Source organism: Methanohalophilus euhalobius (assembly GCF_900215215.1).
GTDB classification, from domain to species: domain Archaea; phylum Halobacteriota; class Methanosarcinia; order Methanosarcinales; family Methanosarcinaceae; genus Methanohalophilus; species Methanohalophilus euhalobius.
Window position 1 is genome coordinate 231705 of record NZ_OBDR01000001.1, and the last position, 15762, is coordinate 247466.

The 15762-nt window shown below is 37.9% G+C and carries 17 protein-coding genes; 9 read left to right on the plus strand and 8 right to left on the minus strand.

All coding sequences use genetic code 11. The features are described 5' to 3' along the window. Positions 1-71: 71 nt before the first annotated feature. Together CP947_RS01180 and CP947_RS01185 are read right to left on the minus strand one after the other, a co-directional pair. Positions 72-404, minus strand: coding sequence for a DUF3467 domain-containing protein (locus tag CP947_RS01180; protein WP_096711433.1), 333 nt, complete (start codon positions 402-404; stop codon positions 72-74). 9 nt (positions 405-413) lie between these two features. Next, entirely contained in the window at positions 414-908 is a 495-nt protein-coding gene (locus tag CP947_RS01185) for a winged helix-turn-helix domain-containing protein (RefSeq protein ID WP_096711434.1), read from the minus strand. Between the two features lie 110 nt (positions 909-1018). Between CP947_RS01185 and CP947_RS01190 the strand changes: the two genes are divergently transcribed. From CP947_RS01190 to CP947_RS01210, 5 genes are all read left to right on the plus strand, one after another. Further along, a complete protein-coding gene (locus CP947_RS01190) occupies positions 1019-1339 on the plus strand; it encodes a hypothetical protein (RefSeq protein ID WP_128754049.1) in 321 nt (106 codons plus the stop codon). Between the two features lie 66 nt (positions 1340-1405). Further along, positions 1406-1792 carry a hypothetical protein gene (locus tag CP947_RS01195; protein WP_096711436.1) on the plus strand — a complete coding sequence of 129 codons (387 nt, stop codon included), beginning with the start codon at positions 1406-1408 and terminating at the stop codon, positions 1790-1792. A gap of 18 nt (positions 1793-1810) precedes the next feature. Next, positions 1811-2050, plus strand: a complete 240-nt coding sequence (locus tag CP947_RS01200; protein ID WP_096711437.1) for a minor capsid protein — start codon at positions 1811-1813, stop codon at positions 2048-2050. A 29-nt stretch (positions 2051-2079) separates the two neighbouring features. Further along, positions 2080-2349: a hypothetical protein gene (locus CP947_RS01205; RefSeq protein WP_207891983.1), complete on the plus strand. Its 270-nt coding sequence runs from the start codon at positions 2080-2082 to the stop codon at positions 2347-2349. A gap of 59 nt (positions 2350-2408) precedes the next feature. After that, entirely contained in the window at positions 2409-2588 is a 180-nt protein-coding gene (locus tag CP947_RS01210; protein ID WP_096711438.1) for a hypothetical protein, read from the plus strand. 15 nt (positions 2589-2603) lie between these two features. On the opposite strand, the gene CP947_RS01215 is transcribed toward CP947_RS01210, so the two are convergent. Together CP947_RS01215 and CP947_RS01220 are read right to left on the minus strand one after the other, a co-directional pair. Then, complete coding sequence (locus tag CP947_RS01215; protein WP_096711439.1) at positions 2604-3239, minus strand: hypothetical protein; 636 nt, start codon at positions 3237-3239, stop codon at positions 2604-2606. After that, positions 3236-4135, minus strand: coding sequence for a hypothetical protein (locus CP947_RS01220; protein ID WP_132130888.1), 900 nt, complete (start codon positions 4133-4135; stop codon positions 3236-3238). The genes CP947_RS01215 and CP947_RS01220 overlap by 4 nt, the downstream gene beginning before the upstream one ends. Before the next feature lie 371 nt (positions 4136-4506). Between CP947_RS01220 and CP947_RS01225 the strand changes: the two genes are divergently transcribed. The 3 genes from CP947_RS01225 to CP947_RS01230 are packed head-to-tail and all read left to right on the plus strand — an operon-like array spanning position 4507 to position 5843. Next, positions 4507-4806, plus strand: coding sequence for a nucleotidyltransferase family protein (locus CP947_RS01225; protein WP_096711441.1), 300 nt, complete (start codon positions 4507-4509; stop codon positions 4804-4806). Beyond that, positions 4799-4927, plus strand: a complete 129-nt coding sequence (locus tag CP947_RS10885) for a hypothetical protein (RefSeq protein ID WP_279387814.1) — start codon at positions 4799-4801, stop codon at positions 4925-4927. The genes CP947_RS01225 and CP947_RS10885 overlap by 8 nt, the downstream gene beginning before the upstream one ends. Before the next feature lie 16 nt (positions 4928-4943). Next, complete coding sequence (locus CP947_RS01230; protein WP_096711442.1) at positions 4944-5843, plus strand: hypothetical protein; 900 nt, start codon at positions 4944-4946, stop codon at positions 5841-5843. A gap of 36 nt (positions 5844-5879) precedes the next feature. Here the strand turns inward: CP947_RS01230 and CP947_RS01235 are convergent, their stop codons facing one another. The 4 genes from CP947_RS01235 to CP947_RS01250 form a co-directional block, all read right to left on the minus strand. Then, a complete protein-coding gene (locus CP947_RS01235; RefSeq protein ID WP_096711443.1) occupies positions 5880-8870 on the minus strand; it encodes a type I restriction endonuclease subunit R in 2991 nt (996 codons plus the stop codon). Continuing rightward, the gene (locus CP947_RS01240) at positions 8863-10233 is read right to left on the minus strand and encodes a restriction endonuclease subunit S (protein WP_096711444.1); all 1371 of its coding nucleotides are present in this window, start codon (positions 10231-10233) and stop codon (positions 8863-8865) included. Before CP947_RS01240 ends, CP947_RS01235 begins: the two co-directional genes overlap by 8 nt. Continuing rightward, entirely contained in the window at positions 10230-12272 is a 2043-nt protein-coding gene (locus tag CP947_RS01245) for a type I restriction-modification system subunit M (protein WP_096711445.1), read from the minus strand. Before CP947_RS01245 ends, CP947_RS01240 begins: the two co-directional genes overlap by 4 nt. Positions 12273-12613: 341 nt before the next feature. Continuing rightward, positions 12614-12832: a transposase gene (locus CP947_RS01250; protein ID WP_096711446.1), complete on the minus strand. Its 219-nt coding sequence runs from the start codon at positions 12830-12832 to the stop codon at positions 12614-12616. Between the two features lie 515 nt (positions 12833-13347). Here CP947_RS01250 and CP947_RS01255 point away from each other — a divergent pair. Then, positions 13348-15498, plus strand: coding sequence for an ATP-binding protein (locus tag CP947_RS01255; protein ID WP_096711447.1), 2151 nt, complete (start codon positions 13348-13350; stop codon positions 15496-15498). Positions 15499-15762: the final 264 nt, after the last annotated feature.

Below are 15762 nucleotides of genomic sequence, written 5' to 3' on the forward strand. Positions count from 1 at the left end.
ATGGATGAGTTTCAGAGATTTTATTATATACACATTTAAATTTGAATTAAATAAAAAATTAAAAATAGGAATTACTGGCTCCCTACTCGATCTCTTTCTTCGCTTACTTCAATTTCTCCATGTTCATTTTCATAGATAGAGATTTGCTTTTCCAAATCTTGAAGAAGCTTTTTGGCTGCCTGTGCTGTCAATATAACCATGTGGTCACTGTGATATACCCAGCCATTCTTGGTTTTGAATTTTTCATTTAACAACTCAATTCTGAAATCTGAGTCTGTCATAGAAACTATAAGGTTTGTAGCGTAAGTCCTACCAAATATAGGAGTGCGGTTGATGCTTACTGTTTCTTTTTGTTCCTCATTTTCTTCTTGGTTTACTATACCTACTTTTTCATTTTTGGTCATTATTATCACTCACGCTGAAACTGCAAATTTACTCATGTCCTCTGAATACATTGATGAAAATGGTATAGTAGGCCACTCACGTTCTTCTTTATTCCAGAATTTTTTAGTATCTTCAACCACATGCATTGATGTATCTTCTGAATAATAAAAGCAATTTATTTCTTCATATACAATTGGACCAACGTCTTGTTTAATGTTATTCAAAATTTCATTATATTCCCCATCTTGTTCAGCAATGAAAAAACTGTTTGCAAAAACAGATCCAATTAACCCTTTGATGATTTTATTATCTTTTAATTGATAATAGTTGACATTTCCTTTTGTTTCTTTTATTTCCAAAATTCCATTGTAAATTAAAAATGGAATTTTGTGATTGATGGTAGTTCTTGAAAGACCTGTGCACTCACTTATTTCAGATTGATTATAATTAATGTCACCATTTCCTGATAAAAAATCAATGATTTTAATCTCGGAAGTTTTTCCTAAAAAGTCTTCCAATGCCATTTCATTTCCTCCTATTCAACCCATATTATGGATTATACTTAAAACTGTTGGTTTACTGTCCAATCAGTTTAACACTAACTTTATTATACATTATTATCATTTATCAAATGATGTCTCCAAATGACGAATATATGGAACGCGAATTTTCCCAATACGAATTACGCATTCTTTATAATATGTGTCGTCAAGGAACCTGGTGCGATAAACACCTTAATATCAATAAAATCACAAACGGTATTCCAAAACACGATTTAGATAAAGCTAAATATGCTGCAAAAGAACTAAAAAACATAGGGTTAATAGCAGCTCAAAAAAAACAAGGTCGTGAAGATTATTGTATGCCAAAGCCAAACAGAGAAATAATAATTGATATATTAAAAAAGTATGAGGAAGATTGGGGCTTTATTCAATATTTAGATTTCATCAAATGATTACTCTGTATTTCACTCATTTTTGCCATAAATACCATATACTACTGCCATTCCTCTGGAACTTATATGGTATCATCTCTGATGCGGTCTATTGAGATAAAACAACTAGAACAGCGCATTATATCTCTTTTTGACAGAACTTTCAACAAGGCTGCGAATGTCAGTACACTGGATTATCGGGACGAATTGCTACGGAACACACGAAGGTGGTTCCAATCAAAAACCTTTGAAATCCAGTTCGATCTCCTGCTGACTGAAATAATAAGACTCGCACTGTCACATGCCGATGCGAACCTGCAGGAGGCACAGGTTGCTGCCTCTATTCCCCATATAAGCAAATCTGCAGCCGATAAACCATATCCCCTGACAGCCGAAGCGGTCCGGCTCTCCACCGATCTGACTGGTAAAGTCGCAAAAAGCATTATTGCTATGCTGGACAATGAGGAGATCTAATACAGGAATTCCAACCAACTGGCCAACAACATCAAGAAATACTGGATAAACGAACCCTTTCCTGCAGTCAGATTTGCCAGGACATTTACAGCAGATGTAGCATTTAATTCGGAATTATACAGGTATTCTAAGCGTGGCGTGCAGGTTGAGTTCTTTGCAGAGATCGATGACCGGACTTCACCACAGTGCAGGGCCCTGCATGGCACGGTTTTCGATGCCAATTCTGGTGAAGCAAGCAGAATGAGACTGCCGCAGTGATCTGTTGCCTGTGCCGGTTAGTCGTTCTGTTGACCCGGACAGAAACCTATGCGCTAAGGCTTAAGCTTACAGGGGCCAGGAAGATTACAGAGGAAGTAAATCAATGGTTAAATAAACGTGCTGAATACAGGGATAAACAGCATACATGGAGTGCTATATTGCTCCTGAAGACAAGAGGACTGGCTCAATACTTTGTTGGCAAACGCAAAAGTGTTGAGTTCATGTCTCATGTACATGAAATCGAAAGACAGGACAACATGGAAATCAGGCAGTTGTTACTTTATATTTTCTATTTTTAGTGGAAAAAATTGGGTTTCTCAAAGGGAACTCTACATGATTTGAAACGTGGAACTAGGATATGTTTGGTTTCGAGCAGGCGCAGAACATTATTGTTGACTGGCTTGAAGAACACAGGTACCTGTCAGAGAACGAGGATATCGCTGCAGTCGGGCTTGGTATCAAGACACTGGACGCAAACGGCAGTCTTGATGTGCAGGATTCCCGCAGGAAGGCGAGCAGTGATATAAGAAATAATTGAAATATTGTAACTCGATTACTGGAAATCAAAATATTTCAAATAGATAACATCTTCTAAGGAAGTATTGGCCACTATCAACTTTTTTCTTGAAACAATATCCCTGTAATCACCAGTAATAAAAAACATCTGTTCAACATTCAAACCAACATGATGTGCGTCGATAATAATTTCAAGGTCCATAAATTCTTCTTCTGCCAAACCATCTGCTTCCAATAACCTATAAATGTCGTTATAGGGATTATCACGGGCACATACTTTTACTAATTTATTTATATTCTGATAATTATCAAGACATCTTTTTTCCATGTCTCGCTGGAGATTTCTCAAATGATTTTTGGCTTCTTTTATATTTTCTACGGGGTTATTTTTAAAATACTCAATTAAGCAATCCCCGATCTGGTATCTTTTTAATACAGATGATGCTTTTTTTAAGCTGAATGATTGTTTTCTGTTAAATTCTCGGATAATGTGTTTAAATTCTTTCTTTATAATTCCCAAGTTCTTTTTGTATATATCCCTACATTCCTGACAAACGGTATTACTTGAATATCGATCTAAGGAGCAACGCATCACATCTAGAGATTTTAGATTCCAGTTATCGGTTTCAAAAATATAACCAATTAACACATTGTTATCAAGAAAAAGATTCATCCATGCGCTTCCCCCTTATGATTTTCGTATGCGCATTTCAGTAGTTTCTTAACAGTATCTTCGTTTTTATTTGAAAATTCATAATTGTCAGAAAGAATCTCTTCTCTTAGATCTTCCAGTTCATGATAAAAAGCAGGAATTGATTGTTCATATTTTCTCTCCCATTCATCAATGATGCTTTTTTCATCAGGAATATTTTGGTGATGTATTATTCTGACACAATTTGAAAAGACATCCCAGAATTTGTCCCTTAGGTCAACAATAAGACCATATTGTTTTTCGGAAGATGTACAATCCAAAATAAGACGTACAGTGTCATCCCATTCGAGATACAAATCAAATAGTTCAGGGAAATCATCTTCAGGAAAATTGTTGAGTAAATCATCCAACAACGGTTCCAGCTGATCCTTTCTTGAACCAAATCCCCTTTCTTTACGATTCACAACATCAATATAATCCTGAAAAATAGTATTGAAATCATATGGACTGTTTATTTGATATGAATCTCTTTTGACCTTTTTACCGTAATCTGATTTGTATCCATATTGTTTCCAAAGATAACGAACTATTGAATCGATCGTTTTTTTTATATCTGCTTTAAGTCCATAATCTCTTTTTGGGTGCATGGGTGGGACGACTGTGTCGTCTAAAGTATAATATTCAGTAAATTTTCTGGGAAGAGCACTATCCAGAAATCGGGGTTCTATATAAAACCCATATTTATACCAATATCCTGGTAGTTCCATATCAATTCCTTGTTTCCTCAATCTCGTGTCAAGTAAATTCATCAATTTAGAAAAATGAGAATGATTTAAGACCGGTTTTCTATAAGTATTGAAGGCTTTTAACAGGGAATCTATACTATACTCCAATATTGGATTCGGTTTTGTTACCATCTTTCACCACAAAAAAAGTATTTCGTCTAATTGTTATCAATACTCACATGTGAGTATTGGAAGCATTTGGTATAAACCTTTTGAATTAATTTCATAATCGATTTTTGCCATAAACCCTATATACTCCTGCCATTCATCCGCCAAGAATATATGGCAACTTCCCTGCTGCAGGCAGTCGAAATCAATCAACTCGAGCAGCGTATAATATCTCTTTTTGACCGGACCTTTATCAAGGCAGCAAATATAAGATCACTGAACTACAGTTAGGATCTGCCTAATGAATTCATGGGAATGATCAGACAACACAACCAAAGCAATAATATAAAAAGACCCTCCAAAATGTGTATCAGAGATCTCACAAGGGAATTAATATGATCAAAAGGGATATTATTCTGGGAAGACTGGATGAGCTGCTTTTGGAATTGAAAAAGAACTATAAAGTAAAGGAAATAGGCCTTTTTGGGTCGGTGGTGAGGAATGAATACAAAACCGGCAGCGATATTGATTTCCTTGTTGAGTTTGAGAAAGGTGCGGATCTTTTTGATCTCGCAGCTCTTGGAATTTTTCTTGAAGACGAGTTCGGGACAAAGGTAGATATCATCTCGAAACGTGCCGTAAGGGATGAATTGAAAAGCAGGATTTTTTCAGAAGTGGTTTATGCGCATGCATGAGATGGTTTTCATGCGTGAGTACAGGTTGTTTTTAACTGACATTGTTGAAGCGATTGATGAGATTGAAGATTTCAGCAACATCTCTTATACATGCTTAGATGGCACAATTCAAATAAAATAACTGCACAAATTAAATTATGAAATTGGCTCTGACTCATGATAATATAGATATCCTTCGGATAATTCCTATTTCCAAAGGAAACACCATCGACTTTAAATTTTCTTTACTTGGGAATTATTTCCAGATCTCTTACTGGCAATTAGGAAAAAGTAAACCTGAAAGATGTCCTACAACTTCTGAAATATCATACCACTCATCCAGTAGAGACAAAAAGAAGAAACCAGTAGTACACATCAAAGATAAATCCTCAGAAATTGTGTACCAACATTCCTTTCATAATATAATAGATATGAAACCGAGTTCTGAATTTCCGATGCCATTGTGTAAGATCTCTGTAAAAGAACCGGGTGTCAAAGAATATACTCAAAAAAATGAGCATGTTCTGTTTGATTTTAGTAATAAAGACTACTTTAAGTGCAACACCGTAGAAATATTTATAATTTCAAAGGATCAGGAATTGAATATCAGTAAAGTATGGCCAACTTATGATATATTATGGCAAACTTCAAGAATGGATTATCTTATAAGTGGGCCGGAATTAAGTGATTGTTTCTTAAATATGTTAAATGCTGGACCGAAAGTGTGTCGAGAAATGAATACCTCTTTTAGCGACTTTAATTTAATATTCAAACCATACCATGATGATAACGTTACAGAAAATTCAATATCTTTCTATGAAAATTATGATTATATTACAATTTTAGCTACGTCCCCCGTACAACTAACTGATAACAATACTAAAAAAGCAATTTCTCCAGTTGCACCTGCATTCGCATTTGATTTAGAATGGCAATTAAATAATGGACTTGCTTCCCGAAAAGAAGCCGACCAGATGAAAAGAAAATTTGATAAAATGCTGGACAGGGTAAATCAACTGAAGATTCACAGGCATGGTTTTTGTATTCCACAAGGATAATGTGCGGCAAGTTATAATAAAGGGGATTTACAGAATTCAGCTGTACTCTTCAGTAATTGCCTGATAGACGTTGTTGAACAACTTCTCCTTGATAATTTCGGCAAATTCCTCCTCATTCTTGATCTTGGAGAATAATTCAAAATTGACATCAATCAACTTGTTTAGTTCTTCTCCAAAAATCTCGTTATAGATGAGTTTAACATCCTTCTTTTCATTCACTTCAGACGCTGAAGCCTGACGCATACGCTGGTTTGCGATCATATTGGATTGCATATTTCCAAGTACCTGGGCAACCTTATCCTCATCTGTCAGCATTTCTGCACCGCTGGCTTCGTTGATCTCTTTAACGATCTCGGAAAGCGGTGTCATCTCATCTACTGGTTTTATGGCTGCTCCTGGCTCGGGTACAGGTTCCAGATTTCCTTCATCATCTGACAGATATATTCTTCCCTTGCTGGTTTCCTGCAATCTGAATGAACTCATCTTGACCTTGTCGGTGACCTCTTTTGGCAGTCTATCATACTCCACATGCAACTCTTTCACAAGGAATCTGGAGAACTGGTAGAGTTTCTCAAGATCATCATCAAAGAAAGATATTATCTGGGACAGGAAGGCATACTGGCGTACAAAGGTGGTCATTTTCTTCTTGAAATCCCGCCTCTCATCTTCTTCCAGTTCTCCCCATCTCCTGATTGGCTGGTGCAGGGCTGTATAGAGATTTGCCTGCTTTCCTCTGGAAGAGAAATATTCTGCAGCGAAGTTGTTGATGTCCGTATCATCAAAAACACCGAAGTCCCGCAGTTGACTTTCATAATCATAGAGTTTGTTGGGATCGGTTGCTTCAGTGAGCGTGGTTTTAACATGATACCTTTCGAAAGGTTCTTTGATCTTTTCTGCCTCGTTGACAAAGTCCAGTACCATCGTATCTGATTTTTCTGGATGGATACGGTTCAATCGACTCAGTGTCTGTACTGCATCCACTCCACCGAGTTTCTTGTCCACATACATGGTGTGCAGCAGAGGTTGATCGAATCCCGTCTGGAACTTGTTGGCCACGATCATTATCCTGTATTCATCTTCATTGAACTTCTCAGCAGTCTGCGAGTCGGGAAAACCGTTCTCTCCCGATTCGGTGAATTCCTTGCCTGTGTATTTCTTGTAGACATCTTCTCCTTGCACAACTCCCGAGAAAGCCACAAGCACATCAAAAGGATAGCCCTTTTCTGCGATCTGTTTCTTGAATTCCAGTTCGTATCGGACTGCATTGGCCCTGGAACCTGTCACCAGCATGGCTTTTGCTTTGCCGCCGATCCTGTTTATGGTATTGGTTGCAAAATGATTGAGCATGAGTTCGGTCTTCTGCCTGATAGCATACTCACTTGAGCCCACATAGTTTTTCAGGAGGGATTTGGCAGCCATCTTCTGGTACCTGGGATCGTCCTCGATGCTTTTCATCAGTTCAAAATAGGTGGTGTATGTGGTGTAGTTCTGCAGTACATCCATGATGAAGCCTTCCTCGATTGCCTGCTTCATCGAATACAGGTGGAAGGGTTCGAAAGTACCATCTGCCTGCTCTTCCCCAAACATCTCCATGGTCTTGTTCTTGGGAGTGGCGGTGAAGGCATAGAAACTGATGTTTTTGGGCTGGAGCTTGAGATCGGTGGTGATCTCATCCATCTTCTCATTGATTGTGTCTTCCACATCCCTGACCTGCTCGTCCTCATACTCCACGGTATCCTCGGTCACCAGCACCTTTCTGACATCTCTGGCGGTATTTCCTGTCTGGGAGGAATGGGCTTCATCGATCACCACTGCAAACCGTTTGCCAGGGGTCTTGTGGAACAGTTCGATTGCAAAGGGAAATGTCTGCAGGGTCACTATTATGATCTTCTTGCCTGCTTCGATGGCTTCAGCCAATCTTTTTGACTTGTCCCTGTCAATGGCTTCCACCGTTCCCCTGACCTGCTCATGTGCCATGATGGTGTTTCGCAACTGTTCATCAAGTACCCGCCTGTCGGTTATCACTATAATGGAATCGAAGATGTTCTCATTGTTTTCGTCATGTAATCCAGCAAGTTTGTTGCACATCCAGGCAATGGAATTGCTTTTCCCGCTTCCTGCACTGTGCTGGATGAGATATTTTCGACCGACACCATTGATCCTTGTGTTTTCCACAACCAGATTGACTGCATCCAGTTGATGATAGCGAGGGAAGATCAACTGGCGGGATACATTGCCTTGTTCATCCTTTTTGTCCACTATCTGCAGGAAGTTCTGTATTATATCCAGCAACAGATCCTTGTTCCAGATCTCCTGCCAGAGGTAGGATGTATCGTAATCGTCATACATGGGCAGGTTGCCTGCACCATTTTGATATCCCTTGTTGAAAGGTAAAAATACCGTAGACTCACCCTGCAGTTTGGTGGTCATGTATACCAGATGCGGATCGACTGCGAAATGTCCGAAACACCTACCAAACTGCAGCAGGGGTTCTGCTGGATCCCTGTTGGTCCTGTACTGTTTGATCGCATTATCCACATCCTGCCCGTTCAGGGTATTCTTGAGTTCAGCAGTTATAATGGGAATCCCGTTGATAAACAGACACAGGTCTATAGATTTATTGGGCTTTTTCCTGCTGTAGTGAAGTTGACGGATTGCGGAGAACCTGTTGTTCCTGTACTTTTTCTGATGGGCTTCATTGAGTGCAGTTTCGGGTTTGAAATATATGAGATCGAAATGACAGCCCGTATCCTTCACCCCTTTTCTGAGTACATCCAGTGTACCCTGTTTCTGGAGGACCTTGGTAAGCCTGTTCAGGAATTTGTCCTTTACCCTGTCATCCCCATGCCTGTCCTTTAATTTCTGCCATTCCTCGGACTGGGTGGAGCGAATGAAATCAAAGAGCATATCAGCATCCAGACAGAGTTCCTTATCATAGTCCTGATTTGAGCGCTGGATATACTTCTGGTCCCTTACAAGCGATTCCACTATATCGGTTTCGAATTTTTCTTCGGCTGGATCAGTCACTTACAGTCCCCCTGACGTCAATCTTCCCCGTGACAGCACTGGATATGAGTGCAGTACGATATTCCTTCAGGTATTCAATGGATTGTTCTGTTTTTTCGATTAAGTTGTCAATCTGTGATGTTTCTCTGTCGAGGTAATTGGCTATGGCTTGTTGTTCTTGGAGAGGTGGAATTGGAAATGCAAATTCATTAAAAACATTTTGATACAAATGCTGTATTGTAGTACCATTGGACATATATTCAAAAAAGGCAGTAAAGACTTCAGAATTTAATATCCAGTACATAAAATCAGTGATATAATTGTTTGATAGAGGTCTTGTTACAAATATTCCACTATTCAATGTAGCTTCAGATTTTAATCCTTTGACTAGTGCAACCTTCCCAATGGTTCCATCTTTAGTAATCAGCAAATCATTTTCTTTTAGTTGTATATACGGGTCTTGATCATATCGATCTTTACTAACATGATAACAAGAATTCCAATTCACTATTCCATTGACAAAATCGGTGCCAGTAACCAAAAAAGGTCCCTCATCAATAAATTCATCTGACCTTAAACCATGCCAACCAATCCTTCCTTTTACATAAGTAGCATGTTTTATGCGAATGGTATCCCAGTGTTCGGGAATCTCCCCTATCCACTCAATCCCCGAATCCTTCATCGGCACATCTGGATCGAGTCCCTTCGTGACCGTATGGCTGATCAGTGCCGAACGCCTCTCCTCCAGCAGTTCGATGAATTGCTGTTTCTTCTCCACAAGAGCATCGATGCGGGATGTTTCACGGTCGAGGAAGGTGGCTATGGCTTGTTGTTCTGGAAGTGGAACAAATGGAATTTCCATATTTGCATACTTTTGTCCATTAACATTACCGATTGTTGATTCTAAAGAAATTTGATTTATCCAATGAATAAAAGGTGCAGATTTTGTGAAGTAAAATATGAATTTTGAGTAAGTAGATGAATTTGACTTATATCTTACTAAATATCCAGCATATGCACAAATTGGATGCTTGGTAGAATCATAAAGAAAAGACCTACCAATAGTTCCACTTCTAGAGATTAATATGTCACCATCTTCAACAATGTAATTTGACACAGCAGATTTAGTAACATGAACTCCTTCACCATGTAGATTTCCATAATCATCTATATCTGTAGTCCTTAAAAATCGAATTCCGCTGCCTGTATATTCATCTGCAGATATATTTGCACCATACAATGCATATTTATTGCACATATGTTTTAGTTTTGTTACATCCCAGTGCTCTGGAATCTCTCCAATCCACTCAATTCCCGAATCCTTGTAATCGGGATATGGGTCCATCCCTGAGGAATCCATGTACTTTACCTGGGAGGAACTCATTGCTTCATCACTTCCAGAATCTGCAGGATCTCGTTTTCCAGTTTGTTGATATCTGCCTCGATCTCCTGCAGGGGACGTGGAGGCTGGTATTCATAGAAATACTGGTTGAAATTGATCGTATAACCGACCTTGCCAATCTCTCCGTCCTTCTCATCGGTCACGGATTCATTGATCCAGGCATCGGGAACGTAGGGCTGGACTTCCCTCTCGAAATACTCATGGATGTCCTCATCCAGCGGTACATTCTCATAATCCCTCAACTGGGTATCAGCCTCGATATTGCCTTTATTGTCCCTGCAGATCTCGCCATTTTCATCCTGTTCGGACATCACAGCCAGTATAGCCTTTCTTACAGGTGCTTTTATCGACACCTTTGCCCGCTTGAGAGATGACTCGAGGTCTTTGAGAAACTCATCGCGGCTCATGTATATCTTATCATGATCCATTCCTGCAAGCACGTCAATAACTAAGTCCTGCAACTTCCTGCCTGCAGCCTCTTCCCTCTCCTTCTCTGCAGTATCCTTGCGTTTTTTGCTTGTGGCAAGACTCTGGAAAGCCTTCTGCTCCTTCAACTCCTCGATACGTTCCTCGGTGATCTGACATTTCAGGCGCAGGGGTCGCTCAATTGTGATCTTGCGATAACCAAACGCAGTATTATCAAAGATCTGGGAATACTCATTTTCCTCAAACCTGGCATGCAGGCGTGTCAGGGTCTCGATCTGTTCCTGAGATATTTCATGTCTTTTATCCCCGAGACTCTTCCGCATATTAATATAACAGGAAGTCCCGTCGATCAGCTGGACCTTGCCCTTCCTGACTTCATCCTTACGGTTTGTGCATATCCAGACATAGGTATTGATTCCCGTATTGTAGAACAATTGGTCAGGTAATGCCACGATCGCTTCCAGCATATCATTCTCCAGAATCCAGCGTCGAATTTCACTTTCACCCGAACCTGCATCTCCCGTAAACAGCGGCGAACCATTCATGACAATTCCCATTCTGCCTCCTCCTTCCCCAAGAGGACGCATCTTTGAAATCATATGCATCAAAAACAGCATCTGACCGTCACTTGATCTGGGCAGTCCTGCACCGAACCTGCCACTGAATCCCCTGTTCGCTTCAGCCTCCACTATCTTCTTATCCTTCTTCCAGTCCTTCCCGAAGGGTGGATTGGAAAGCTGGTAATGGAAGGTCCTATCGGTGTGCTGGTCATTGGATAACGTTGACCCCAGCATAATATTCTCAGAATCCCTGCCATTACCCTTGAGCAACAGTTCTGCCTTGGCAATCGCATAGGTCTCGGGATTGACTTCCTGCCCGTACAGGTGCATATCGACATTGGGATTGATCTCTTCATGCACATAATCCTTGGATACGGTCAGCATCCCTCCAGTACCACATGCAGGATCGTAAACCGTCCGCACAGGATGATTGTGACCGATGATATCCATATCCTGATGGAACAGCAGATGCACCATCATGGTTATCACCTCACGCGGGGTGAAATGCTCTCCAGGATTCTCATTCATGTTCTCATTGAACCGCCTCAGCAATTCCTCGAAAATATATCCCATTTCCATATTGCTGACAGCATCGGGATGCAGGTCCACATTCCCAAACTTCTCCACAAGCATGTAGAGCAGATTGTTCTCATCCAGGAAATCGATGTAATTGTCAATATTAAATTTGGACAGGATCTCCTTGACATTATCCGAAAATGAGTCCATGTATGCCAGGAAATTCTTCTTTATATTCTTCGGATCATCAAGCAGTTTTTTCAGATCATACTGAGAAGTATTGTAGAATCGGCAGTCTGCTACATCACACAGGGCACTGTACTTGTCCTTGACCTTCCCTTCCAGTATTTTATTTCTCTCAAGTACATCCTCCTTAGTGGGTTCAAGGACGCATTCAATCCGTCTGATTACGGTAAAGGGTAAAATGAGGTCCCTGTACTTTCCTGCCTTCAGGTCGTCCCTAAGAACCTCGTCCGCCACACTCCAAATGAAATTCGCTTTTTCCTGGAAATTGCTCACATTATCACTGCCTTTCAGTATGCATTTGTTTATTATATATTTGATGATTTTAATCCGAACCTATTTCAAAACTCCTGTTAAAACTTTTTCCAGCACATTAGAAAATATGCTATGTCCAGTAGTCCTTTGAAAACAACATTTCGTCTTTCATATATGCTTGCTATTTTCCTGAATCCCATTTTCAATCATGCAAAGACTCGTTCTATTGTCTCCTTTTCCTATATGACTCATATTCAAGTCTTGTAGGTCTTCCTCTTTTAGGATATTTCCGATTCCTGATATTAATAGGGATGTTACTTTTTATCGCTCTGCGCCTCAGATATTTCCTGATGTTTATCTCATCATAAGCAGAATCTGCAAGTACTTCTAACGGTCTGGTTCTTGGGTCTTCCTTCAGTTTTGATCTTTATATTTTCCATGACCTCAACAAAGTGGTTTCTGTCATGTTCTCCATTGATGACCTTACGGTCATCAGCCCTCTTTCTTCCAGTTATTGGCTGTGGAGGTAAAAACTGTTTGATGTATTTCCATTGTTCATCAGGGAGTTCTATAAACTCCATAAATTTCCCCTCATACAATTATTGTACGAGGTTGTATTCATACTTTTGAAATGGACTCCTATGTGGTGGTTGGGGAGGGGATTTTGTTGTTTATGTGACAGATAATACTTTCACAGGACTCTCACTAAAGTGATATTATATTGGGAATTGAATGGATTCGATATGAAAAATGAATTTAGGGATATTATTGGTAACTGGTGGGAAGGGGCGAGGAAGTGTATTGACGGACAAGGTAGGAAATCGATATGGGGAGGTTTATTGCAGGCCTCGGTACTTAAGGGTATAGGTGACTGCGGGATGGAATATTTGTGCATCTACTGGGTACCTGAATCGTAATAACAGTCGTTGTATTGAAATTTTGGGCATTATTAAGAATAAAAAAATGCACCGTGAAGAGAAAGTTATATATACTTTCATCTGTGAGTACATAAGGCACAGTATGAAGAAAATTATATTTTCTGTTGACTTTGAGATTTCACAATCGCCTTCATGGTGATTGTAGTGAAGTGGTTTAAATGGAAAAATTAAACGTTGAATTAGAAAATTGTTATGGTATTCGTGAACTTACTCATACCTTTTCATTCGAAGGGTCAAAATCAAATCTAATTTATGCTCCAAATGGAACTATGAAAACATCTTTTGCAAAAACATTTTTGGACACCTCCAGGGGTATAAGTCCAAAAGATGGTATATTTGAAGAAAGAATAACCACATGTCGAATTACAGATGAAACTGGCTCTGAAATTGATCCAAAAACAATATTTGTAATAGAATCAGAAAGATCAGAATATTCTTCAGAAAAAATGCCCTTATTATTGGCAAATAGGCAACTAAGATCAAAATATGAAAAGACTCGTAAGGATATTACCACTAGTAATGCTGAGGTAAGGAAAAAACTACAAAAAATATCAGGAATGAGGAATGGAATCGAAGAAGAAATATGTGAAACATTTGGCTTCTCAGATATTCTGGAGTGTTATACAACAATATTACCTATTATAAATAATGATGAACAACCGCTAATAGATGAAGGAAAATATAAAAGTTATTATAATCCCAAAATAGTAGCATTCCTAAATGATGAAAAATCGAAAGAACAAATTGATGAATATATAAAAAAATATAACGAACTGATCGAATCTTCTGGTTTCTTGAAAAAAGGAATTTTCAATCATACTAATGCTACTGATGTTGCTAAGCAATTAAAATCAAATAAATATTTTGAAGCAAATCATAAAATCGTGTTGGATAATTCTGGCAATCCGATTGAAGTAGATGATCCGAAGAAATTTGAAGAAATTCTGAATGAAGAAATTACACGAATCCTTAAAGATAAAGAGCTTCAAAAGCGGTTTGAAGAAATTGATCAAGCATTAACTAAAAACGCAGAGCTAAAGGCATTCCGAGAATTTTTAGAAAATAAACCAAGTATATTACCAGAGTTGAAAAATTTAGCTGAGTATAGAAAGAAGATATGGATTTCCTATTTCAAACAAATTAGTCAAGAAATTTCAAATCTTGTACATTTATATGAAGAGGGTAAAAAACCAATTGCAGAGATGATTGAACAGGCAAAAAAAGAAAATACTGAATGGAAACGTGTTGTCGAAATATTTAATAGTAGATTCAGCGTCCCTTATACTCTATCAGTGGTAAACCAAGAGGATGTTATTTTACAAGATGAGGTACCAACAATTCATTTTGAATATAATGATCAAATAGATAAAAAGAGACTTCCTAGATCTGAACTAGTTCGTTCTTTAAGTACTGGTGAAAAAAGAGCATTATACATACTTGACATTATATTTGAGGTAGAAGCAAGAAAAATTGAAGGAAATGATTGTTTATTAGTAATAGATGATTTAGCGGATTCATTCGATTATAAGAATAAATATGCGATAATCCAGTACCTTGATGATATAGTAAAGTATGATAACTTTTTAGCAATTATTCTATCACATAACTTTGATTTCTTTCGTACGATTCAAAGTAGACTAGGAATACCGAGAAATTCAACTTACATGGTTTTAATTGACAATACTAAAGTTGAACTTAAACCATCTGAGTTTTTAAATCCCTCTAAATTTATTCAAAAGTGGCAACGTCAATATCATGAAAATCCTAAAGTATTTGTATCGTTAATTCCTTTCGTAAGAAATCTTATTGAATATACTAAAGGAGTAGACGACTCCGATTTTTTAAAGCTAACAAGTTTATTACATTATAAAGCTGATACAGAATCAATCCGTACATCTGATATCTTAGAAATCTATAACAAAATCTTCAATAATACTTTCACAATACAAGATGATAAAGTAATTGATATCATTCTTAATCAAGCTGAAGCTTGTTTACCTGTTGATGAAAGCATTAATTTAGAAACGAAATTAATTTTGGCAATTGCAATTCGACTCTTGACAGAGAAATATATAATAAAAAAAATCAATGATCAACAATTTGTCAATAACATAACTAGCAATCAAACATCCACACTTATTAAAAAATTAAAAGAAATTAATCCAAATGATGAAAATTTGGCTGTAATTGATGGAGTGAACCTTATGACTCCAGAGAATATACATTTTAATTCTTTTATGTATGAACCACTAATTGATATTTCATCAGCAAATTTAAAAGATTTGTACAAGGATGTTAAAGCATTATGAATCATAGTTAAGAACCTAACATTTATAACTTTTCAATCATATTCAATCTATACATATTAATTCTTTTATTAATGTATTCCTTTTTTGAATTTTTGGTTTCGATTTTTTGTTGTAATATTATCTGCTCATTTATTATTTGCAATATCAGATGAGTTATTTAATAGTACAAAATTATTGAGAGAATTCATTGCGTGAATATAATACAATTCTAATATATTTATACTAAAAAGCATACAAAAAAATTGGTTTTAGCAATAATTTGTA

Excerpts from the sequence above, each read along its gene's own strand:
- CP947_RS01180 (WP_096711433.1), bottom strand. The coding sequence starts at position 404 with ATGACCAAAAATGAAAAAGTAGGTATAGTAAACCAAGAAGAAAATGAG.
- CP947_RS01255 (WP_096711447.1), top strand. The coding sequence starts at position 13,348 with ATGGAAAAATTAAACGTTGAATTAGAAAATTGTTATGGTATTCGTGAA.
- CP947_RS01210 (WP_096711438.1), top strand. The coding sequence starts at position 2,409 with ATGTTTGGTTTCGAGCAGGCGCAGAACATTATTGTTGACTGGCTTGAA.
- CP947_RS01250 (WP_096711446.1), bottom strand. The coding sequence starts at position 12,832 with ATGGAGTTTATAGAACTCCCTGATGAACAATGGAAATACATCAAACAG.
- CP947_RS01195 (WP_096711436.1), top strand. The coding sequence starts at position 1,406 with ATGGTATCATCTCTGATGCGGTCTATTGAGATAAAACAACTAGAACAG.
- CP947_RS10885 (WP_279387814.1), top strand. The coding sequence starts at position 4,799 with ATGCATGAGATGGTTTTCATGCGTGAGTACAGGTTGTTTTTAACTGAC.
- CP947_RS01185 (WP_096711434.1), bottom strand. The coding sequence starts at position 908 with ATGGCATTGGAAGACTTTTTAGGAAAAACTTCCGAGATTAAAATCATT.
- CP947_RS01240 (WP_096711444.1), bottom strand. The coding sequence starts at position 10,233 with ATGAGTTCCTCCCAGGTAAAGTACATGGATTCCTCAGGGATGGACCCA.
- CP947_RS01230 (WP_096711442.1), top strand. The coding sequence starts at position 4,944 with ATGAAATTGGCTCTGACTCATGATAATATAGATATCCTTCGGATAATT.
- CP947_RS01190 (WP_128754049.1), top strand. The coding sequence starts at position 1,019 with ATGTCTCCAAATGACGAATATATGGAACGCGAATTTTCCCAATACGAA.
- CP947_RS01225 (WP_096711441.1), top strand. The coding sequence starts at position 4,507 with ATGATCAAAAGGGATATTATTCTGGGAAGACTGGATGAGCTGCTTTTG.
- CP947_RS01220 (WP_132130888.1), bottom strand. The coding sequence starts at position 4,135 with ATGGTAACAAAACCGAATCCAATATTGGAGTATAGTATAGATTCCCTG.
- CP947_RS01215 (WP_096711439.1), bottom strand. The coding sequence starts at position 3,239 with ATGAATCTTTTTCTTGATAACAATGTGTTAATTGGTTATATTTTTGAA.